This window comes from Labrys wisconsinensis, assembly GCF_030814995.1.
Taxonomy (GTDB): domain Bacteria; phylum Pseudomonadota; class Alphaproteobacteria; order Rhizobiales; family Labraceae; genus Labrys; species Labrys wisconsinensis.
The window spans coordinates 167,158-188,255 of the sequence record NZ_JAUSVX010000007.1 but is presented as its reverse complement, the minus strand read 5'-3'; the positions used below and the strand labels follow the sequence as shown (position 1 = coordinate 188,255).

The 21,098-nt window shown below is 71.1% G+C and carries 21 protein-coding genes; 9 read left to right on the top strand and 12 right to left on the bottom strand.

What is annotated here, in order from left to right; genetic code table 11:
• Positions 1-603 (bottom strand): LOG family protein, encoded by a 603-nt coding sequence (locus QO011_RS19540; protein WP_307275229.1) that lies wholly within the window; start codon positions 601-603, stop codon positions 1-3.
• A 187-nt stretch (positions 604-790) separates the two neighbouring features.
• On the opposite strand from QO011_RS19540, the gene QO011_RS19535 reads away from it, so the two are divergent.
• The 4 genes from QO011_RS19535 to QO011_RS19520 all read left to right on the top strand — a co-directional run bounded on the left by QO011_RS19535 (position 791) and on the right by QO011_RS19520 (position 6,199).
• Complete coding sequence (locus QO011_RS19535) at positions 791-2,452, top strand: LysM peptidoglycan-binding domain-containing protein (RefSeq protein WP_307275227.1); 1,662 nt, start codon at positions 791-793, stop codon at positions 2,450-2,452.
• 122 nt (positions 2,453-2,574) lie between these two features.
• Positions 2,575-4,485, top strand: coding sequence for an ABCB family ABC transporter ATP-binding protein/permease (locus QO011_RS19530; RefSeq protein ID WP_307275225.1), 1,911 nt, complete (start codon positions 2,575-2,577; stop codon positions 4,483-4,485).
• A 59-nt stretch (positions 4,486-4,544) separates the two neighbouring features.
• A complete protein-coding gene (locus QO011_RS19525) occupies positions 4,545-5,639 on the top strand; it encodes a TRAP transporter substrate-binding protein (RefSeq protein WP_307275224.1) in 1,095 nt (364 codons plus the stop codon).
• Between the two features lie 296 nt (positions 5,640-5,935).
• Positions 5,936-6,199: a DUF2934 domain-containing protein gene (locus tag QO011_RS19520; RefSeq protein ID WP_307275222.1), complete on the top strand. Its 264-nt coding sequence runs from the start codon at positions 5,936-5,938 to the stop codon at positions 6,197-6,199.
• Between the two features lie 49 nt (positions 6,200-6,248).
• Here QO011_RS19520 and QO011_RS19515 read toward each other — a convergent pair whose 3' ends face one another.
• The 7 genes from QO011_RS19515 to QO011_RS19485 are packed head-to-tail and all read right to left on the bottom strand — an operon-like array spanning position 6,249 to position 13,716.
• Entirely contained in the window at positions 6,249-7,028 is a 780-nt protein-coding gene (locus tag QO011_RS19515) for an ABC transporter ATP-binding protein (RefSeq protein WP_307275220.1), read from the bottom strand.
• A gap of 11 nt (positions 7,029-7,039) precedes the next feature.
• A complete protein-coding gene (locus tag QO011_RS19510; protein WP_307275218.1) occupies positions 7,040-7,885 on the bottom strand; it encodes an ABC transporter permease in 846 nt (281 codons plus the stop codon).
• Positions 7,886-7,910: 25 nt separating this feature from the next.
• On the bottom strand, positions 7,911-8,900 hold the full coding sequence (locus QO011_RS19505) for an ABC transporter substrate-binding protein (RefSeq protein ID WP_307275216.1): 990 nt from the start codon (positions 8,898-8,900) through the stop codon (positions 7,911-7,913).
• Positions 8,901-8,931: 31 nt separating this feature from the next.
• Positions 8,932-9,861 (bottom strand): 2-hydroxyacid dehydrogenase, encoded by a 930-nt coding sequence (locus QO011_RS19500; protein ID WP_307275215.1) that lies wholly within the window; start codon positions 9,859-9,861, stop codon positions 8,932-8,934.
• 5 nt (positions 9,862-9,866) lie between these two features.
• Complete coding sequence (locus QO011_RS19495) at positions 9,867-11,204, bottom strand: NAD(P)/FAD-dependent oxidoreductase (RefSeq protein WP_307275213.1); 1,338 nt, start codon at positions 11,202-11,204, stop codon at positions 9,867-9,869.
• Positions 11,205-11,206: 2 nt separating this feature from the next.
• Positions 11,207-12,481, bottom strand: coding sequence for an MFS transporter (locus QO011_RS19490; RefSeq protein WP_307275211.1), 1,275 nt, complete (start codon positions 12,479-12,481; stop codon positions 11,207-11,209).
• 2 nt (positions 12,482-12,483) lie between these two features.
• The gene (locus QO011_RS19485) at positions 12,484-13,716 is read right to left on the bottom strand and encodes a pyridoxal phosphate-dependent aminotransferase (RefSeq protein ID WP_307275210.1); all 1,233 of its coding nucleotides are present in this window, start codon (positions 13,714-13,716) and stop codon (positions 12,484-12,486) included.
• A 163-nt stretch (positions 13,717-13,879) separates the two neighbouring features.
• Between QO011_RS19485 and QO011_RS19480 the strand changes: the two genes are divergently transcribed.
• Both QO011_RS19480 and QO011_RS19475 read left to right on the top strand, forming a co-directional pair.
• Positions 13,880-14,902 carry a LacI family DNA-binding transcriptional regulator gene (locus QO011_RS19480; protein WP_307275208.1) on the top strand — a complete coding sequence of 341 codons (1,023 nt, stop codon included), beginning with the start codon at positions 13,880-13,882 and terminating at the stop codon, positions 14,900-14,902.
• Positions 14,903-15,011: 109 nt separating this feature from the next.
• Positions 15,012-15,269: a type II toxin-antitoxin system ParD family antitoxin gene (locus QO011_RS19475; RefSeq protein WP_307275207.1), complete on the top strand. Its 258-nt coding sequence runs from the start codon at positions 15,012-15,014 to the stop codon at positions 15,267-15,269.
• 95 nt (positions 15,270-15,364) lie between these two features.
• Here QO011_RS19475 and QO011_RS19470 read toward each other — a convergent pair whose 3' ends face one another.
• Together QO011_RS19470 and QO011_RS19465 are read right to left on the bottom strand one after the other, a co-directional pair.
• Positions 15,365-15,703: a cupin domain-containing protein gene (locus tag QO011_RS19470; RefSeq protein ID WP_307275205.1), complete on the bottom strand. Its 339-nt coding sequence runs from the start codon at positions 15,701-15,703 to the stop codon at positions 15,365-15,367.
• A gap of 15 nt (positions 15,704-15,718) precedes the next feature.
• The gene (locus QO011_RS19465) at positions 15,719-16,471 is read right to left on the bottom strand and encodes an SDR family oxidoreductase (protein ID WP_307275203.1); all 753 of its coding nucleotides are present in this window, start codon (positions 16,469-16,471) and stop codon (positions 15,719-15,721) included.
• A gap of 179 nt (positions 16,472-16,650) precedes the next feature.
• Between QO011_RS19465 and QO011_RS19460 the strand changes: the two genes are divergently transcribed.
• Together QO011_RS19460 and phnX are read left to right on the top strand one after the other, a co-directional pair.
• Positions 16,651-17,775: a TIGR03364 family FAD-dependent oxidoreductase gene (locus QO011_RS19460; protein ID WP_307275202.1), complete on the top strand. Its 1,125-nt coding sequence runs from the start codon at positions 16,651-16,653 to the stop codon at positions 17,773-17,775.
• A 40-nt stretch (positions 17,776-17,815) separates the two neighbouring features.
• Positions 17,816-18,625 (top strand): phosphonoacetaldehyde hydrolase, encoded by an 810-nt coding sequence (gene phnX / locus QO011_RS19455; protein ID WP_307275200.1) that lies wholly within the window; start codon positions 17,816-17,818, stop codon positions 18,623-18,625.
• A gap of 201 nt (positions 18,626-18,826) precedes the next feature.
• Here phnX and QO011_RS19450 read toward each other — a convergent pair whose 3' ends face one another.
• Positions 18,827-19,270, bottom strand: coding sequence for a GFA family protein (locus QO011_RS19450; protein WP_307275197.1), 444 nt, complete (start codon positions 19,268-19,270; stop codon positions 18,827-18,829).
• A gap of 114 nt (positions 19,271-19,384) precedes the next feature.
• Between QO011_RS19450 and QO011_RS19445 the strand changes: the two genes are divergently transcribed.
• Entirely contained in the window at positions 19,385-19,798 is a 414-nt protein-coding gene (locus tag QO011_RS19445) for a hypothetical protein (RefSeq protein ID WP_307275194.1), read from the top strand.
• A 262-nt stretch (positions 19,799-20,060) separates the two neighbouring features.
• Here QO011_RS19445 and QO011_RS19440 read toward each other — a convergent pair whose 3' ends face one another.
• On the bottom strand, positions 20,061-20,843 hold the full coding sequence (locus QO011_RS19440; RefSeq protein ID WP_307275193.1) for a FadR/GntR family transcriptional regulator: 783 nt from the start codon (positions 20,841-20,843) through the stop codon (positions 20,061-20,063).
• Between the last annotated feature and the right edge of the window lie 255 nt (positions 20,844-21,098).

Below are 21,098 nucleotides of genomic sequence, written 5' to 3'. Positions count from 1 at the left end.
CTACAGCACGCCCGGCGACACGCTCATCGACAGCTCGGCCTCCTCCACGCCGGCCAGCGCCTGGCGGATCAGCGGCACCACGTCCTCGGCCCGGTCGGCGACGAGGTAGTCGACCGCGCGCTCGCGCGGGATGAAGCCTTCCTCGCGCATGTGCTCCAGCAACGCCAGGAGCTTGGTCCAGAAGCCGTCGATATTGGCGAGCACCACCGGCTTCCGGTGCTGGCCGAGCTGGGCCCAGGTGAGCTGCTCGACCAGCTCCTCCAGGGTGCCGACGCCGCCCGGCAGGGCGACGAAGGCGTCGGCGCGCTCGAACATCAGGCGCTTGCGCTCGTGCATGTCGACCGTGACGATCAGGTCCTCCACCGCGGTCAGCATGCGCTCGCGGCGCTGCAGGAATTTCGGGATGATGCCGGTGACGGAGCCGCCATGGTCGATGACCGAGCGGGCCACCGCGCCCATCAGCCCGACATCGCCGCCGCCATAGACCAGGCGCGCGCCGGCTGCCGCCATGTCGGCGCCGACTCGCTGGGCGGCCTCGAGGTAGGAGGGGCGGGCGCCGGGGCTGGAGCCGCAATAGACGCAAATCGAGGAAAGTTTTGTCATGTGCAGTTTTTCGCATTGCAGCAACGGCCGGGTCAAGCGAGCAGAGCGAGGCCCGGGGGTGACTATTCAACGCTTTTGCGAAGCTTAGCCGCGAAAAGGCTTCAAAACAGCGTATAATTCATTATTGCTGTTCTGACGCAGGATTGGCGTTCGCCCCCTCGGGCGGACGCCGCATATGGAGACGGGTATGCTCGGCCGCGCGTGGATTGGCCTGACGGGAATCGGCGCTGCGGCCGCGGCGGTGACGTGGTTCGGCATCGTCAAGAATCAACCTCCGGCCCCGGCCCCGGCGCCGCCGATGAAGCTGGCGGCCGTTCCGGCAGATCCGGCGCCCAAGCCCGAGGCTCCGGCAGTGCCGGCTGCTCCCCAGGCGGTCAAGCAGGAGCCGGCGCCCACCGCTCCCGCTTCGCCACCGATCGTGCCGGCCGCCGACGGGGCCGCGCCCGAGCCGGTGCAGCAGGCGGCGCAGGCGCCGGTCAAGCCGCAGGCCCAGACCCCGGCCGAGCCGGCGCAGCAGCCCGCCTCGGCGGCCGCGCCCACGCCGTCGGCAGCGTCGCAGCCGCCGGCCGCCATCAAGCTTCCCACCTTCGACATCGTCCGCGTCGAGCCCTCGGGCGACACCGTGGTCGCCGGCCAGGGCGTGCCGGGCGCGACCGTCGAGCTCCTGAAGGATGGGGCGCCCTTCGCCCGCGCCGTCGCCGATGTCGGCGGCCAATGGGCGATCGTGCCCAAGCCGCTGCCCAAGGGCGCGGCCGAGCTGGCCTTGCGCGCCACCACCCCGGACGGCCGCGTCGCCTTGTCCCAGCAGGTCGTCACCGTGCGGGTGCCGACGCAGCAGGGCGAGGAGGTGGTGGTCGTGCTCAACGATCCCAACGCGCCGGCCAAGGTGCTGAGCGACGGCGGCCAGAAGGCCGCGCCGGCGAGGCAGGTGGTCGCCCAGGCCCCGCCCGCGCCGGCACCGGTCGCGGCCCCCGTTCCCGCCGCCGCGCCGGCGGCCCCAGCGCCGTCGACGCCGGCGGCGCCCGTCAGGGTCGCCGAGGCGGTGCCGTCCGCCCCGCCGCCTGCCGCTTCCACCCCGGCGCCTGCCGCTCCGGCTGCGCCTGCTCCGGTGCCGGCCGCGCCTGCCGCCGCGCCGAAGCCCGCCGCGCCGGTGTCGAAGCCGGCCGAGGCGGCGCGCATCAATGTCGAGATCAAGACGGTGGAGGCCGACGAGGCCGGCCGCTTCTTCGTCACCGGCACGGCCCAGCCCGGCGCCGACGTGCGGATCTACCTCAACGAGACGCCGCTCGCCAACGTCAGGGCGGCCCCGGACGGCAGCTTCGGCCTGATGGTCGAGAAGGGCATGCGGCCGGGCAATTACCGCGTGCGCGTCGACGACGTCGACAATGCCAGCGGCCGGGTGCTGACGCGGGCCGAGGTGCCCTTCACCATGGAGGCCCGGGCCAGGCCCGCGGCGCCGCCCGCCGTCGTGACGGCGCAGGCGGAGGTCGCGCCCAAGCCGGCGGCGACCGTCACCCGCGACATCGGGACGCCGCCGCAGCCGGGCACGCCCGTCGCCAAGCCGGCCGCCGGCGCCGAGGCGGTGCAGACCGCCAGGCCCGCGGTGGAGCCGGAGCAGGCGGTCAAGGCGCCCGTGCCCTCCGACTCGCAGGCGGTGGTCGCGGAGGTGAAGACGGTGACCGTGGCGCGCGGCGACAATCTCTGGCGCATCTCGCGCAAGTCCTATGGCCGCGGCATGCGCTACACCTGGATCTACGACGCCAATGCCACGCAGATCCGCGATCCGCACTGGATCTATCCCGGCCAGATCTTCGTCATGCCGGAGAAGAAGGACCAGGCGGCGCAGTAGGGAAGGCAGGCTCCGCCGGGGGAGATCGCGGGCCGGCGTCTTGCAGCCGCTCGCCGCGCGCCTTAACTGTGCTCCAGACTGCACGGAAAGCCGCGCCGACCGCGACAAACGACAAAGCACCCATGCCCCCCGACAATGCTTCGACCAACGCGGCGGCGGCGAAGCCCGTCAATGCCGACCAGGGCTTCCTGCACACCATGGCGGCGCTCTGGCCGTACATGTGGCCGAAGGATCGCGCCGACCTCAGGACGCGGGTGGTGTTCGCCTTCGCGCTGCTGGTGGTGACCAAGGCCGTCACCCTGATCGTGCCCTACACCTTCAAATGGGCGACCGACGGCCTCGCGGCCGTCGGCTCCGGCAAGCCGCTCACCGGCTCGGCCTTCGCCGTGGCCATGGCCGGGCTGCCGCTGACCATGATCGTCGCCTATGGCGTGTCGCGCCTGGTCATGACCGCGATCTCGCAGTGGAAGGACGGCCTGTTCGCCGCCGTCTTCATGCACGCGGTGCGGCGGCTGGCGGTCGAGACCTTCCAGCACATCCACGGCCTCAGCCTGCGCTACCATCTCGAGCGCAAGACCGGCGGCCTGTCGCGCGTCATCGACCGCGGCCGCGCCGGCATCGAGACCATCGTGCGCTTCGCCACCATCAACATCCTGCCGACCATCGTCGAGCTGGCGCTCTCGACGCTGGTGCTGGTGCTGCAGTTCGACTGGCGCTACGCCGCGATCGTGCTGGCGACGACGGCGCTCTACGTCTGGTTCACCGTGAAGGCGACGGAGTGGCGCATCGCCATCCGCCGCGAGATGAATGACAGCGACACCGACGCCAACCAGAAGGCGATCGACAGCCTGCTCAACTACGAGACGGTGAAGTATTTCGGCAACGAGGCGCGCGAGCTCGCCCGCTACGACCGGGCGCTGGCCGGCTACGAGCAGGCCGGCATCCGCACCTACATCACCCTGACCTGGCTCAACATCGGCCAGGGCGTCATCTTCATCGGCGGCATGACGGCGTCCATGGCGCTGGCCGGCTACGGCGTCATCCATGGCGCCAACACGGTCGGCGACATCGCCCTGCTCAACACCATGTGGCTGATGCTGTCGACGCCGCTCAACTTCCTCGGCTTCGCCTATCGCGAGATCAAGCAGGGCGTCACCGACATCGAGACCATGTTCGAGCTGCTCGGCCAGGCGCCGGAAGTCACGGACGCGCCGGGGGCCAAGCCCCTGGAGGTGCGCGAGGGCCGCGTCACCTTCGACAACGTGCAGTTCCACTACGACCCGCAGCGCCCGATCCTCAAGGGCCTGTCCTTCGACGTGCCGGCCGGGCGGACGGTGGCGATCGTCGGGCCCTCCGGCGCCGGCAAGTCGACGGTGTCGCGGCTGCTCTACCGCTTCTACGACGTCCAGGGCGGGCGGGTGCTGATCGACGGGCAGGACGTGCGCGCGGTGACGCAGACCTCGCTGCGCGCGGCCATCGGCATGGTGCCGCAGGACACGGTGCTGTTCAACGACACGATCCGCTACAACATCCGCTACGGCCGCTGGGATGCGGCCGATGCGGAGGTGGAGGAGGCGGCGCGCCTCGCCCAGATCGACGGCTTCATCCGCCTGATGCCCAAGGGCTACGACACCGAGGTCGGCGAGCGCGGCCTGAAGCTCTCGGGCGGCGAGAAGCAGCGCGTCGCCATCGCCCGCACCATCCTGAAGGCCCCGCCGATCCTGGTGCTGGACGAGGCGACCTCGGCGCTCGACAGCTACACCGAGATGGAGATCCAGGGCGCCCTGGAGCGGGTCTCCAAGGGCCGCACCACGCTGGTGATCGCCCACCGGCTGTCGACCGTGGTCGACGCCGACGAGATCCTGGTCATCGACAAGGGCGTCGTCGCCGAGCGCGGCACCCACCAGGCCCTGCTCGACCGCGGCGGCCTCTATGCCGGCATGTGGAACCGCCAGCGCGAAGCCGACGAGGCGCGCGAGCTGCTCAAGCGCTCGGAAGAGGGCGCGAGCCTGCGGCAGGCCTTGACGGTGTGACGAAGGGCGGGCCATCTGCCGTTGTCGCGGACCGGACCGTCCGCCCGCCGGAGCTGCCGATGACGACACGCCGCACCATGATCGCAGGCGCCGCGGCCGCAGCCGCCGGCCTCGTCGCCGCGCCCGCCATCGCCCAGGGCCTGGTCGAATGGCGCATGGTCACGGCCTGGCCCAAGGACCTGCCTGGCGCCGGGGTGGGGGCGCAGCGCCTCGCCGACCGAATCGGCGTGCTCACCGAGGGCAAGCTCCTGGTGCGGCTCTATCCCGTCGGCGAGCTCGTCCCCGGCCAGGAGAACATGGATGCGGTGACGAATGGCAAGGTGGAGATGGCGCACGGCACCGCCGCCTACGACCTGGCGCGCTCGCCGGCCTTCGCCTTCTTCTCGGCGGTGCCGTTCGGCCTGACGGCGGGCGAGCTCAACGCCTGGGTCTATGACGGCGGCGGCCAGGCCCTCTGGAACGAGCTGGCGGCGCGCTTCGGCATCCGCGCCTTCCTCGCCGGCAACACCGGTGCGCAGTTCGGCGGCTGGTTCACCCGGGAGATATCGGGCGTCGCCGACCTCAAGGGCCTGCGCTTCCGCATCCCGGGGCTGGCGGGCCAGGCCCTCAGCAAGCTCGGCGTGGTGCAGCTGCTGATGCCCGGCGGCGAGATCGTCGGCAAGCTGCGGGCCGGCGAGCTCGACGCGGCCGAGTTCATGGGCCCGGTCAACGATGCGCCCTTCGGCTTCCAGGACGTTGCGAAGTTCTGCTACTGGCCGGGGTTCCAGGATCCCTGCATGGCCTTCCAGCTCCAGATCAACCGCGAGCGGTTCGAGGCCCTGCCCAAGGCGCAGCAGGCGGCGGTGGAGGCGGCCTGCGCCGAGGAGAACATCCGTTCGCTCGCCCAATACAATGCCCGCACGCCCGCTGTCCTGGCCGATTTCGTCGCCAAGGGCGTGCAGTTCCGCCAGTTCCCGGCCGAGGTGTTCCAGGCCTTCGGCAAGGCGGTGGGCGAGGTGATGACCGATGCGGTGGAAGGCGGCGACGACCTCGTCAGGCGGATCGCCGGCTCCTATTTCGGCTTCCGCGACCGCACGCTGCTCTGGACCCGCCTCGGTGAGCAGGGCTTCGCCAACATGCGGCTCCTGCCCTACGACTTCCCCCGAGGGACCTGAAACGTCCGTGCGGCGAGGGGTGGGACTTTCCCGTTCAAGGGACCGTGAGGACGCGTCCGTGGCGGAACATTCGCCGGCCCGGCACGTTGCTGCAGCGTGGGAACGGGGGTTCGAGGGCATGGCTGGTTGATCGGGTTTCCACCGCTCCTGGGGTGGTGGGGCCGCGACCGCCGGCCGCTATGTGTGGCGCGCCGATCCGACGAGCGGGATCGCCGGCAGACCGCGTCGGTCGGCCGACGGCTCGGCGCGGCCTTCGACCTTCGTCGGGATTGGGCGAGCGATCAGGAGAGACAGGCATGTCGCAGCATTCGCACGAGGACCGGGTCCGGCTGAAGGCCTACGAGATCTGGCTCAACGAAGGAAAGCCCGAGGGGCGCGAGCAGCGCCACTGGGAGATGGCACGCGAGACGATCGGCTATGAGGATGCCCGCCGCTCGACGCTGGAACCTTCCTTCGGCGACGCCGGAGCCCAGCAGCAGCAGGAGAGCCCCAGGCCGGCGAAAGCCGCGCCGGCCAAGGCCGCGGCAGCAAAGACCGAGGCGGGCAAGAAGGTGGCCTGAGGGTTCTTCCAGCGTGCCTGCCCGCCGGTCGCCCGGCGGGCGTGGCGCTTCAGGCGGCGTGCGCCGCGAGGTCGCCCGCGACGAGGCTCCAGACCCTGCGCTTGAGGCCGGCATAGGCCGGCAGGAGCTGGACCTCGATGTCGCGTGGGCGCGGCAGATCGTTGTCGATCAGCGCCGCGATCCGCCCCGGGCGCGGCGACATCACCACGATGCGATCCGCCATGACGAGCGCTTCGTCGATGTTGTGCGTCACGAAGACGACGGTCTTGCCGCTCTGCCTCTGGATGCGCATGAGCTCGCCCTGCAGCACCTCGCGGGTCATCGCGTCGAGCGCCGCGAAGGGCTCGTCCATCAGCATCACCTCCGGATCGGCCGCCAGGCACCGCGCCAGCGTCACGCGCTGCTGCATGCCGCCCGACAGCTCGGCGGGGTAGTGCTCGGCGAAGCCCGACAGCCCGACCATGGCGAGAAAGCGCTCGGCGATGTCGCGCCGCTCGGCGCGCCCGCAACCCCGCATCTTCGGGCCGAAGCCGACATTCTCCCGCACCGTCTTCCAGGGAAACAGCGCATAGGACTGGAAGACCATGCCGCAGCGCGGCTCGATCGCCTCGATCCTCTCCTCGCGCAGGCGGATCTCGCCGCCGGTCGGCGCGACGAACCCGGCGAACATGTTGAGGAGGGTGGACTTGCCGCAGCCGGAGGCGCCGAGCAGGCAGAGGAACTCGCCCTGGCGGACCTCGAGCGAGACGGTGTCGAGCGCCAGCACGCCGTCGCCGCGGCGGCCGTCATAGCGCTTGGAAACGGCGCGGGCGGAGAGGATGACAGCCATGATCGCCTCCTTCACGGCCCGCGCCGATGGCGTTCCCAGGGCAGCAGCCAGGCCTCCAGCCGGTTCGCCAGGAGATCGGCGATCAGCACGGTGACGGAGATGCAGACCATGCCGACCAGGACGAGCGACGTGTTGCCCCAGTCCTTGGCCGACCAGATCAAGGCCCCGAGCCCGGACTGTGCCGCGACCATCTCGGCCGAGAGCACGCAGGACCAGGCGATGGCGAGGCTGACCTTGAGGCCGGCCAGGATGCCGGGCAGCGAGCCGGGAAGCACGACCTCGCGCATCACGGCCAGATGGCCGGCGCCGAGATTGCGGGCGGCCTTCACCAGCAGGGGATCGACGCGCTTCGTGCTCTCCACGGTGTAGAGCAGGATGTAGATCCATGAGCCCATGAACACGATCGCGATCTTCTGGCCCTCGCCGATGCCGAGCCAGAGCATGGTGAGCGGGATCCAGGTGATCGAAGGCAGCGGCCGCAGCAGCGAGATCAGGGGATCGATCAGCGCCTTCGCCGGCCACCAGGCGCCCATCAGGATGCCGAGCGGCACGGCGACGAGCGCGGCCAGCCCGAAGCCGACGAAGACGCGCGCCGACGACGCGGCGACCGACGCCCACAGGTCGGCGGTCCCGGCGATGCCCCGCGCCTCGGCCGCGACCATCGAGGGGGAGGGCAGGAAGATCGGCGAGACCAGGCCGGTCTCCGTCGCTGCGGCCCACAGCCCGTAGAGCGCCAGGATGCCGATGAGGTTGAGCAGCAGCACCGGCCGGCCGAAGCGGCGCAGCCGCCATCGCGGCCATCCCACCGGGGCTGCGGCGGCGGACAGTGCGAGATCGCCGGTCGCTGGCGTGGACATCGGCGCGCCTCCTCTCTCGGGTTGCTCAGGGCTTGGGCACGAAGCTGGTGTTCTCCCAGGCCTTCACGTCGGGCCTTGCAGGAATCTTGCCGGTTTCGGCGAGCCAGCCGGCGAGATAGTCCATCTGCGCGCCGTGCCTGCGCATGTGCTCCGGCCAGTCCTTCGTGCCGTAGTATTTGAAGCCGCGGATGCCGGCGAGCACGGTCTCGGGCGGCTGGCGGAAATAGTGGGCGACCGTCTTCGCCGCCTCTTCCGGGTCGGCGTTGACGAAGTCGGCCGCCTTCATCACGGCCGCGGCGAGCTTGCCGGCCGAGACCGGATCCTCGTCGACGACCTTGCGCGAGATGATCATGATGTCGGGCGCCGACATGGTCTGGAAACGCTGGAACATCTCGGTGTCCTTGTCCGTGCCCAGGAGCCTGCCGTCGGGCACGGCCTTCTTCAGGCCGTCGAGGATCGGCTGCCAGATGCAGGCCGCATCGACGTCCCCGCGCGAGAGCGCCAGCTGCATCTCGTTCGGCGGCAGGTTGACATAGGCGATGTCGGCTTGCTTCAGGCCGGCCCTGGCGAGGAGCCCCGCCATGGTGATCTCGGCGGAGGTGTTGGCCGCGACCTTCCGGCCCTTGAGATCCGCGAAGCTGGCAAAGCCCGGCCGTGCCCAGCAGCCCTCGCTGCCCGGGGAATCGTCGATATTGGCGAAGTAGTAGAAGCTGGTATTGCCGCGCGCCATCTCGCTGATCACGGTGGTGCGGCCGAGATTGCTGAAGGCGACGGAGCCGGCGGTCAGCGCGCGCACGCGATCGCTCGAGTTCAGCACCACCTGGAGGCTGACATCGAGCCCGGCCTCGGTGAAATAGCCCTTGTCGACGGCGAGCAGCACCGGGACCATGCCGAGCCAGGTCACCGAGCCGGCGAAATCGAGCTTCGGCCGTTTCGCCTCCTCGGCATGACCGGTCGTGGCGAGGCCGAGCGCGGCCGCGAGGGCGGCCCCGGCGAGGAAACGCAGTCTGATCATGGTCGCTCTCCTGTGCTTGCGGGTCGAGGGCTCAGTAGCCGGCAAGGGTGTCCACCTCGTTCAGGAGCGCAGCCCCGGCGCGGAAGCGGCGGACGTTCTCGGCGAAGGTGTCCACGATCGTCCTGAGGCTGGCCGTCGAGGAGCAATGCGGGGTGACGGTGAGGTTCGGCGTGTCCCAGAGGGGGCTGTCCGCGGGCAGGGGCTCGACGGGAAAGGCGTCGATCGTGGCGGCGCGCAGCGTGCCCTGGCGCAGCGCGGCGGCGAGGTCGGCCTCGACGAGATGCCCGCCGCGCCCGGCCGAGATCACCACGCCGCCCGGCGGCATCCCGGCGAAGGTCGCGGCCGACAGGATGCCCCGGGTCGTCGGCGTGAGCGGCAGCAGGTTGATCAGGATCTCGCTGCGCGCCAGGAACGGGCCGAAGCCTTCCGCGCCGGCAAAGCAGGCGACGCCGGGAACCTCGTGCCGCGAGCGCGACCAGGCGGCGGTGTCGTAGCCGACCCCGGCGAGGCGCTCGGCCGCCAGCCGGCCCATCTGGCCGAGGCCCATCACGCCGACGCGGACCTCGCGGGCCGAGCGCATGATCTTGTACGCCCATTCGCGCCGCTTCTGGGCGGCGAGGAAATGCGCGACGTCGCGATGATGGAACAGCGTCCAGGCCAGGACATAGTCCGCCATGCGCGAGGCGAAGTCGTGGTCGACGATGCGCACCATCCGGATTCCCCTGGGGAAATCGGGATCGAGCAGATAGTGGTCGATGCCGGCGCCGGTGGCCGACATCAGCGCCAGGTTGCGGAACGGCTTCAGGAAGCCGTGCGGCATGCGGAAGACGATGCAGATGTCGATCGCGTCGGGATCGCCGGCCTCCGGCCATTCGCGGATGTCCTCGCCGGGAAGCGCGGCGCGGATGCCGTCGATGAGGTCGCGGCCGTAGGCGTTGTGGAGCCAGGCGAGGATGGCCATGGGCGTCAGGGTCCGTTGCGTCCGGGGGAGGAGGGGCTTGCATCGCGCCGTGCCTGCCACGCATCGATGCGGCGGAAGGAAGCCGCCGCGACGGCGGCGGCGAGGCGCGCGCCCGGGAACCAGCGTCGTGCGGGGCCGTCTGCGCCGGGAAAGGGCGTGTCGTCGGCGGGGACGCCCGCAGCGCGTTCCGCCAGGGCGCGGCCGAGGGCGGTGCCGAGGCCGAGGCCCCGCCCGCTGAGGCCATAGCCGACCAGCAGGCCGGGTATCGGCTCGACGAGGCGCGGGTATTGGTCCGGCGTCAGATCGACCCAGCCGGACCAGGTCTCGGCGAAGGCCGCGTCCTTCAGCCGGGGAAAGAGGGCGCGCAGCCGGGCCAGGCCGTCCGGGAGGTCGCCGACGCGGCTGCCGGCGATCGGCCCCGGCAGTGTCACGACGAGGCGTCCGTCGCCGGTCCGCCTGATGCCGGACGGCAGGCGGCGCGTGTCGGTGAGGGCGCGCTGGCGCGGCAGGGCGCCGGCGAGCATGTCGGGAGGCAGGCACGCGGTCGCGGCCTCGTGGACGCGGAGGGGCAGGACCCGCAGCCGCAGGGCCGGCAGGATGGCGCCGAGCTCGATGCCGCAGGCGACGATCACCCTGTCGCACAGGATGCGCCCGTCCCGCAGATCGACCTGCCAACCGCCGGAGCGTCGCGCGATTGCGGTGACGCGGCTGCGCTCATGCAGCCGCGCACCCGCCGCGACGGCCGCGCGCGCCAGGCCGCGGACATAGGCGAGCGGATTGAGCGAGAGGCCGCGCGGCTCGATCAGCGCGGCGCGGTAGCGGCCGCCGCCGATCGCGACGGCGGCCTCGCCCGCGTCGAGCAGCGGCAGGTCGATGCCGCGCTCCGCCCAGGCCCGTCGGCGCCGGTGCAGCATCGCGGCGCCGGCCGCGGAATGGGCGGCGAAGATCAGCCCGTGCGAATCCAGATCGCAGGCGATGGCGTGGCGCGACACGAGCCCGGCCACGAGAGCGGGGACGCGCGCTGCAGCATCGATCAGCCGCTCGCCCGCCTCGGTCCCGAGATCGGCGAGGACGCGGGCCGGCTCCCGGCGCAGATAGGGCACGACCTGCCCGAAGGCGCGGCCGCTGCCGCCGGCGCCGACCGCCTCGGCGTCGAGCAGGCGCACCGATGCGCCGGCGGCTGCGAGATGGAGCGCGGCGCTGGCGCCGGTTATCCCTGCACCGATCACCGCGACATCCGCCGCGGCTTCGCCGCGCAGCGGGGTGCCGGTCGGCGCGGGCTCGCCGCTGGCCGCATAGGTCGGCGGCAGCGAGGCGGCGGAGAGGTCGCGGGGCCATGCCATGATCACGGCTCCCCCACCGGCGGCAGGTCGCGCCGGCGCAGCACGGTCTCCAGCCGCATCAGGAGCAGCGGCGCCGTCCAGGCGGCGGCGATGGCGAGCCCGGCGACGCGGTCCATGCCGGCGAGCCGCCCGTCCGGCCCGATGCCGAGCAGGAGCGGCGCGGTGCCGGCTCCGAGCGCCTGGGCGAGATTGGTGACCGCCGCGGCCAGGGACTGGAACGCGGCACGCTCGGCCGGCAGCGGCACGCGCGTGGCCGAGCCCTGGCTCACCGCGCTGCGCACCAGCTGCATCGCCAGCACCATGGCCAGGACCGGCAGGGCGGGCAGCAGCGGCGCCTCGCCGAGGAAGGCCGCCCCGAGCACGAGCGTGGTCGCCAGCGCCGCGACGGCCGCGACGGGAAGGGCACCGAGGCGGTCGCTCGTCCGGCCGGTCAGCGGTACGACGACGAGCGCCAGCGCGCCGCCGAGGAGGTAGACGGCAGAGAGGCCGGTCGGTCCGAGCCCGGTGTTGCGCAGCACGAACACCGGCAGGTTGGGCGAGACCAGCAGGGCCGAGAAGGAGGACGCGGCGATCAGCAGGAAGGCGATCAGGCTCGGCAGGCCGACGATCAGCCGCAGCACGCCGCGCCATGCCGGGCCGGAGGGCCGCGACAGTGCCGCGGCGAGATGATCGCGGCGCGGACCGATCGCGACCACGGTCAGGGCCGAGATGACGCCGCCGCCGAGCGCCAGGGCGAGCAGCGCCCAGCGCCAGCCGCCGGACAGGCTGGCGAGCAACGGTCCCGCCGGCAGGCCGAGCACCAGCGCCAGCCCATAGGTGCCGACCAGCCGGCTGATCGCCAGGCCCCGCCGCTGCGGCGGAACCACGTCGCTGACCAGGGCGACCAGCAGTCCCCAGAGCGGCCCGGCGGCGAAGCCGGCCGCCGCGCGCGTCCCCATCAGCGCCGCCATGTCGGGCACGGCGGCGCCGGCGGCGATCGCGAGCGTGAAGAGCATGGCGCAGACGGCCAGCGCCTGGCGGCGGTCGAAGCGGTCGAGGACGAAGGAAGCCATGAAGCCGCCGAGCGCCGCCGACAGCGAATAGACCGCGCCGAGATAGCCGAGCGCGTCGGCGCGGCCGCCGATCTCCGCGACCAGGAAGGGGCCGAGCGGAAACATCACCGTCGCGTTCAGGGCGACCACGAAGGCCACGGCGGCGAGGAGCGCGACGAGGCTGCGCTCGGAGAGGCCCGGCGTCGCGGCTGGCGCCGGCCCGGTCTCCTGCGGGATGCCCGCCATGCTCAGGTTCCCGCGCGCATCGGCGCGGGAGCGGATGCGAGCGCGGCGCAGGCGGCCGCGATCCGCTCGAGCGCGCGGTCGAGCTTCGCGTCGGCGGCGGCATAGGACAGGCGGACATGGCCGGGGCAGCCGAAGGCGGAGCCGTGGACGAGGCCGACGCCGGCGGCATCGAGGAGATAGAGGGCGAAGTCCTCGTCGGTGGCGACGAGGCGCCCGTCCGGAGCGCGGCGTCCGAGCAGCGCCGCGCAGGAGGGGAAGACGTAGAAGGCTCCTTCCGGCCGGCGGCAGGTGAGGCCTGCCACCGCGTTCAGCCCGGCGACGACCTTGTCGCGGCGCCGTTCGAAGGCGGCGACATGGCCGGCGATGAAATCCTGCGGCCCTTCCAGGGCGGCGACGGCGGCGGCCTGGCTGATCGAGGCGGCGTTGGTGGTCGAATGCGACTGGATCGCCGACATCGCCCGGATCAGGGGTTTCGGCCCGCCGGCATAGCCGATGCGCCAGCCCGTCATGCAATAGGTCTTGGAGACGCCGTTCATAGTCAGCGTCCGCTCGCGCAGCCGGGGCTCGACAGCGGCGATGGTGGCAAAGCGCAGGCCGCCATAGGCCAGATGCTCGTAGATGTCGTCGGTCAGGATCCAGACCTGCGGGTGCCGCATCAGAACCTCGGCGAGCGCCGCGAGCTCGTCGCGCGTGTAGGCCGCGCCGGACGGATTGGCGGGCGAGTTGAGGATCAGCCAGCGCGTCCGCGCGGTGATCGCCGCCTCCAGCGCCCGCGGGTCGAGGCGGAAGCCGCTGTCGGCGGCGCAGGGCACGATGACCGGCGTGCCCTCGGCCAGCAGCACGATCTCTGGATAGGACACCCAGTACGGCGCCGGGATCACCACCTCGTCGCCGGCCGAGAGGCTGGCCATCAGCGCGTTGTAGACGACCTGCTTGCCGCCGGAGCCGACGATGATCTCGTCCGGCGCATAGGCGAGCCCGTTCTCGCGCTCGAACTTGCCGGCGATGGCCCGGCGCAGCGCCGGGGTGCCGTCCACCGCCGTGTATTTGGTGTCGCCGCGATCGATGGCTTCCTTGGCTGCCTGCTTGATGTGGTCCGGCGTGTCGAAATCCGGCTCGCCCGCCACGAGGCTCAGCACGTCGCGTCCCTGCGCCGCGAGCTCGGCGACCTTGCCGGCGAGGGCGACCGTCGGCGAAGGCTTGACCCGGCCGAGGCGCGCAGCGCTCTGGAACATGTTCACCATCTCCGAAAATGTGTTAGGTAAGCTCTTACAAACAGGGTATTTTAGTCAATGAACCGGTTCCAAATTTCTGCGCAAATGTCGTGCAATCGCTGCCTGATCGGGTGGCGCGACGCACGGGATTGAGGCAGAGGGGAAGACGGACGGGGGCGAAGCGATGGCAGGCATCAGGAAGGCGACGATCCGGGACGTGGCGGCCAGGGCCGGCGTGGCGCTCGGGACGGTCTCGCGCGTCCTCAACGAGCATCCGTCCGTGACGCCGCAGGCGCGCCGCAGCGTCCAGGACGCCATCGCGGCGCTCGGCTACCAGCGCGACGCGGTGGCCGGAAGCCTGCGCAACGCCCGCACCAGGATGGTCGCCTGCGCGATTCGCGATTTCGACATCCCCGCCTTCGCCAGCTACGTGAAGGCGGCGGAGGAGGTGTTCCGTCGGGCCGGCTACACGCTTCTCCTGGCCAGCACCTCCAACGAGAAGGATGTCGAGCTCGCCCTGCTGCGCGGCTTCGCCCAGAGGCGCGTCGAGGGCGTGATGATGACGATGAGCGACGAGGCCGATGCCGAGCTCGCCGCGGCGATCGCCGGCGCGCCGATGCCGATCGTCCTGATCGATCGCGAATTGCTGCAGAACGTCGACCGCGTGATGGCCGACCACCAGGCGGGCGCCGGGCTGGCGGTCGGCCATCTCATCTCGCTCGGCCATGCCCGCATCGGCATGATCGTCGGCGACCCCGCTGCCTACCCCTCGCGCAGCCGCATCGCCGGCTATCGGCACGCCCATGCCCGGCGCGGCATCGCGGTCGACGAAGCGCTGATCCGGGATCATGCCCTGTCCAACGAGATCGCCTTCCGCGAGACCTGCGCCCTGCTCGCCGCCGCCGACCGGCCGACCGCCCTTTTCGTTGCGGCCGTCGACATGCTGCCCGGAACCTTGCGGGCGATCCGCAGCAGCGGGCTGGAGGTGGGGCGGGACATCGCCATCGTCGCCGGCAGCGATTCCGATCTCGCCGAGCTCGGCGTGCCGCCTGTCTCGGCCCTGTCCTGGGACCGGGCGGAGATGGGGCGTCATGCCGCCGAGATGCTGCTCGAGCGCATCCGCGACCCGCAGCCGCGCGCACCGCGCTGCGTGCGCCTGCCGGTCTCGCTGATCGTCAGGGGTGCAAGCGCCGCGACCGGAGGCTAAGCAGGTTCGGGAGAACCTGCTTGGGCGTCATCGCGCGATCCCCGCGACTATGTCGGAGGTGTTTGCCGATGTCGGTGGCTGGGCTATGGTGCCGGGGAGGATCGCTGCCATGAACATGACCGTGTCCCTGTCCGAGGAGTTGGCTCGTTTCGTCGAGGCCGAGGTCGAGACCGGCCGCTACAAATCCGCCGGCGAGGTCGTGCGCGAGGCTCTGCGCTTGCTGGAACGCTACGAGCAGACGCGAGCCGAGAAACCGGCTTCGCTTCGCAGGGCATGGCGGGACGGCATCGACAGCGGCGATGCGGGCGAGCTGGATTTCGCCCAGCTGAAGGAGGAGGCGCGTCGCCGCTTGGCCGGTCGGGCCTGAGCCGTGGGGCAGGTCCGCTACACGCACCAGGCTCGATCTGACCGAGCTGGAATGGTTTGCCCCCCCCTCTCGGCCAGAAGCGCGGGTGCCGCTCCTCAACCGACCAGAAAATCCTCGCGGCGCGGCGCGAACACGTCCAGGAGCAGCCCCGGCTCGAGCGCCACCACCCCGTGCACGGCACCGGGCGGGACGATATAGGCGCTGCCCTGGCCGAGCCGGCGGGTGACGCCGGCGATCGTCACGTCGAAGCGGCCGCGCTGCACGGTGCTGCACTGGACATGCGGATGGGAATGCAGGGCGCCGACGGCGCCGGCCTCGAAGGCGAACTCGACCATCATCATCTCGGGAATCTGCAGCCGCACCCGCCGGCGCACGCCGGTGCCGAGGTCGGTCCAGCCCTCGTCCGATGCTTCGATGAACCAGACGTCGCTCATCGCGTCCTCCCGGCCTCAGCGCCCGCCCGAGACTTTCAGCGTCGCGCCGGTGATGTAGGAGGCGGCGTCCGACATCAGGAACAGCACGGCTTCGGCGATCTCCTCGGGCAGGCCGATGCGCTGCATCGGGATGCTCGGCCGGATGCGCTCGACCCGGGCGGCGTCGCCGGTGTCGCGCTCGTGGATCTCCGTCGCCGTCATGCCCGGCTGCACGCTGTTGACCCGGACCCCCTCCAGCGCCACTTCCTTCGACAGGCCCGCCGTCAGCCCCTCGATCGCGGCCTTGGAGGCGGCGTACCAGACATATTCGCCCGGGCTGCCGATGCTGGCGGCGACCGAGGAGATGTTGACGATCGAGCCGCCCCGACCGCCATGGCGGGTCGAGAGCCGCTTCACCGCCTCGCGCGCCACCAGGATGGCGCCGGTGACGTTGATGTCGACGGTCGAGCGGATCACCGCTGTCGGCGCCGCGTCGAGCCGCGAGGAGCGGCCGGTGACGCCGGCATTGTTGACCACGTGCGACAGGCGGCCGAATCCGTCGGCGGCGGCGAAGAGGGCGAGAATGTCCTCCTCGCTGCCCATGTCGCCGCGCACCGTCAGCACGCGCGCCCCGGCCGCCCGCGCTTCCCCGGCCACGGCCGCGGCCGCCGCCTCGTCGCTGCGGTAGCCGATGACAAGGTCGTGCCCGCGCTGCGCGGCGAGACGGCAGACCGCGGCGCCGATGCCGCGGCCGCCGCCGGTGACGAGGGTGAGGGGACGGTCCGTCATGGCGTGATTCCGATCTCGTCGGGCTGAGCCGCGCAAGGTGGCGCATCGCCGGGCGGAGTGCAATCGCGGCGGCTGGCCTGGAAGACAGCCGCCCTCTGGCGCCATCGCCGGCGCAATCCGTCATCGACGCATCACGGTTGCCGCGCTAGAACTGGCGGCGTCTGTCCCGGTACCCCCGCATGTCCCGCCCCTATGATCTCGCCGTCGTCGGCGCCGGCATCGTCGGCCTCGCCCATGCGCTGGCGGCGGTGCGCCGCGGGCTCAGCGTCGTGGTGATCGACCGCGAGGCGCAGGCGAACGGCGCCTCGATCCGCAATTTCGGCTTCGTCACCGTCACCGGCCAGAAGCGCGGCGAGACCTGGCGGCGGGCCATGCGCTCGCGCGACGTCTGGGTCGAGGTCGCCGCCGCCGCCGGCATCCCGGTCGAGCATGCCGGGCTCGCCGTCCTCGGACGCCGGCCGGAGACCCTGCCGGTGCTGGAAGCCTTCATGGCCACCGAGATGGGCGAGGGCTGCGAGCTTTTGACCGCGGCGCAGGCGCGCGCCCGCTTCCCGCAGCTCCAGCCCGCGGCGCTGACCGCGGCGCTGTGGAGCCCGCACGACCGGCGGGTCGAATCGCGCGAGGCGATCCCGCGCCTCGCCGCCTGGCTGGCCGAGGCGCACGGCGTCACCTTCCTTCGCTGCACGGCGGTCAAGGCCGTGGAGCCGCCGCGGATCGAGACCACCGCCGGCCTTGTCGAGGCCGGCGCCGCGGTCGTCTGCCCCGGCGACGACCTGCTGAGCCTGTTCCCCGAGCGCATCGCCGCCTACGGCGTGCGCCGCTGCAAGCTGCACATGCTGCGGATCGCGCCGCCGGCGCCGGGGTGGCGCCTGCCCGGCGCCGTGATGACCGACCTCAGCCTGGTGCGCTACGAGGGCTATGCCGAATTGCCCGAGGCCGCTCCGCTGAAGGCCCGCCTGCAGGCCGAGCAGGCGCCGCATCTCGCCAACGGCGTCCACCTGATCGCGGTGCAGAGCGCCGACGGCTCGCTGGTGGTCGGCGACAGCCACCACTACGCGATGACGCCCGACCCCTTCGCGCCGCAGGCGGTCGACGACCTGATCCTGGACGAGTACCGCGCCACCGTCGCGCCGGGGCCGCCCGCCGTGCTGGAGCGCTGGACCGGCGTCTATTCCTCCGCCGACCGGGTGATGTTCCGCGATGCGCCCGCCGACGCCGTTCGCCTCGTCATGGTGACGAGCGGCACCGGCGCCTCCACCGCTTTCGCCATCGGCGAGGAGACCCTCGCCGATCTCCATGGTTAGCCTCGGCCGCGAACGGCTGCCGACAGGAAGGATGCCCCTCATGAGCGCTCTCAAGGCCGCGGTGTTCGACTGGGCCGGCACCATCGTCGATTTCGGCTCGCGGGCGCCGATGGGCGCCTTCGTCGAGGTGTTCAGGGAGTTCGGCGTCGATATCGCCATCGAGGAGGCGAGGGGCCCGATGGGCCTGCCGAAATGGCAGCACATCGAGGCGCTGATGCATCAGCCGCGCATCGCCGCCGCCTGGGAAGCCGCCCACGGCCATGCCCCCGGCAATGCCGACATCGACAAGGTCTATGCGGTGTTCACCCCGCTCAATGCCCGCGTCGTCACCAATTTCGGCAAGCTCATTCCCGGCGCGGCCGAGACGGTGCGCGCCTTGCGCGAGCGCGGGCTGAAGATCGGCTCGACCACCGGCTATACCCGCGACATCATGCAGCCGCTGCTCCCCGTCGCCGCGGCGCAGGGCTATGAGCCCGACAACCTGGTCTGCGCCGGGGACCTGGCCGCCGGCCGTCCCTCGCCGCTGATGATGTACCGCACCTTCGCCGATCTCGGCGTGTGGCCCGCCGCGGCGGTGGTCAAGGTCGACGACACCGACCCCGGCATCGCCGAGGGCAAGGCGGCCGGCACCTGGACCGTGGGCGTCGCGATTTCCGGCAACGCCCTCGGGCTCTCCGAGGAGGAATGGACGGCGCTGGGCACCGAGGAACGCCGCAAGCGCAGCGACGCCGCCTACGCCGCCCTCCATGCCGCCGGGGCCGACTACGTCATCGATTCGGTGGCGGACCTCCTGCCCGTGATCGACTCGATCGAGAAGCGCCTGGCGGCGGGAGAGCGCCCGCCGGCGTGAGGGGGCGGCCTCGACCAGTGCCACGGCATCACAGTCTGCAGCGGATGGCTGGAGACGGCCGGCTTCCATGCACGGGCATTGCCGAGCAGGCGCCGGCGGATGGCGATGGCTGAGGCGTCGTCGAGGAATGAGTGCTTCAGATGAGACGCGCGCAACCCCTCCCCAGTCGGGAGAGGGGTTCCCCGCGCCACGTCGATTCAGCTATTCGCCGACGCTTCCTTGGTCGGCTGCGATGAAGCGAAGTGTGCCTGCTCGACGCGTTGGCCTGCCGGTGTCGTTCGTATGATTGATGCCATCCATGACAGGCACCTCAGGGAAATCGAATGGGCTTACCCCGTCCAGGCAAGCCACGTTTACGGCGAACAGGCTCTGGTCGGATCGCCGTTGATGATGTGTGTATATTCCGCAGCGGGAACAGAAGAAGTGCTGCGCCGATCCGGTATGGAAGCGGTAGCTTGTCAACGCATCCTCGCCTTGCAGGACCTTGATCCCACCCATTTCCGCCATGACAACGACGGCGCCTCGCATTCGGCAGTAAGAGCAAGTGCAGCGGCGGATCGAATTGAAGCCGTCGCTGAGCGTCACCTCGAAACGCACCGCACCGCAATGGCACTGCCCGGCTCGAACGTTCGTGTCGTCTGTCATGTGTAAGCCTCCGGTGAGGGCCGCGATCAGGCCGCGGCCGTGAGGCGGGCAGTCGTTTTGCGCGCGTCGAAAGTCTTGTACATTGGGATCGGCCGGTGGCGGGAGAAGAGAGTCATGAGACTTCTATCGGGAATCGTGCTCGCCGCCGTTCTCGCTCACCCGGCTCCCGCCTTGGCCCAGGCGCTAAAGAAGGCCGTCGCGCCCGCTGCCGTGCAGAATGAATTCAGCGACTTCCTCACGAAGTTCCGCGCGGCGCTGAAGGCCAACGATCCGGCGGCCGTCGCCGGCCTGGCGCAATTGCCGTTCGGGAGCGACGAGCCCGTTCGCGACGCCGCGCAATTCCGCGCGAAGGTGTATACGCCCAAGTTCACGGCGAAGAACCGCACCTGCCTCCAGCACGAGAAAGCCATCTACGCCCGCGACGGCGACAACAACGACACTTACGCCATCTTCTGCGGCGAACTCATCTTCACATTCACGAAGACGCCGACGGGGTTCCATTTCACGGACATCAGCGTGAACGACTGATTGAGCGGGGTCACGAGCCGAACCGCTCGAACACGTGGCCTGAGAACGTCGGTTGCCGGGCAGTCGTCCATTTCCAGGGCAGGAGTTCGCTGAGGCGGCTCTGGGAGGGATACTGTCATGTTGCCAGTGTCTCCTGTTCAGATCCCGTCTACGCCCAGTCTTGGCGACTGGCTGGCGTCACCCGTCTCCTTGGGATGAGGTCGAGACTGGCTCCTCCGGGGCGGAAGCGGAACATCGTCCTCAGGCAGGTCAGGTCCAGACCCTAGAGCTGGCGCTCCGGGGGGACGGCGAGCCGGTCCGCCAGGTCGCTGTAGGGCATCTGCACGAGGTCGCGCGAGATCGCCTCGGCGCGCGCGGCATCGCCTGCCTTGATCGCCTCCGTCAGGGCGCGGTGCAGCGGCAGGCCCTTCTCGAAGGACCCCGGCTCCTGCGTCGTCATCAGGACCTGGATCTGCATCAGCGAGGAGGTGAGCGAGCCGAGATGGTTGAGGATCGCGTTGTGCGAGGCCTTGTGGATCGAGCGGTGGAAGACGATGTCGCGGTGCGGCACCAGGCCGGGCTTGCCGACGCAGGCCTCCAGCGCCGTGCAGGCGGCGTCGATCGCGGCGAAATCCTCCACCGTGCCGCGCTTGGCGGCGAGGGCGGCGGCACGCGGCTCGACCACCAGGCGGAACTCCACCAGGTCGAAAGCGCGGATGAGCCGTAGATCCGACTGAGCATGCCAACCGAGGACGTCGCGGTCGAGCAGGTTCCATTCCCTGATCGGCCGGATGCGCGTGCCGGTCTTGGGCCTCACCTCGACCATGCCCTTGCTGACCAGAACCTTCACCGCCTCGCGGAGTGCGTTGCGGCTGACGCCGAGCTCGGCCGCCAGCTCGCTCTCCGTCGGCAGGAGGCCGCTCTCGCCGAACCGTCCGGCCACGATGCGGCTGCCGAGGGTGGCGACGATCTGGTCGTGGAGCTTGAGGCGCCGGATCGGCGGCTCGGCGCCGTCCGGTTGCGGGTCGGCGTGGGCGGCGGCGCGTGAAGGAAGCAGTTCGTCCACAAGCAATCCGATGGGTTGGGCGGCCCGTCTGCCGCTGCCCGGGCCTCGGCCGGACTCGACGCAGAGTCCGCTGAAGCCCGGCTCCGAAACAGACGAAACCGTCTTTCGAGGGTGCGCCTCCCTCATCCCTAGCGCCTCATACCACCCCGGCGGAAAAAAGGCAGCGGGGCGCTTGACTCTTTTCATGGGATGATAGGACAATTATTCGGAAGGTGCGAGGGCGACCACTCGACCGGCCTGCAGCCCTTCTCCCCG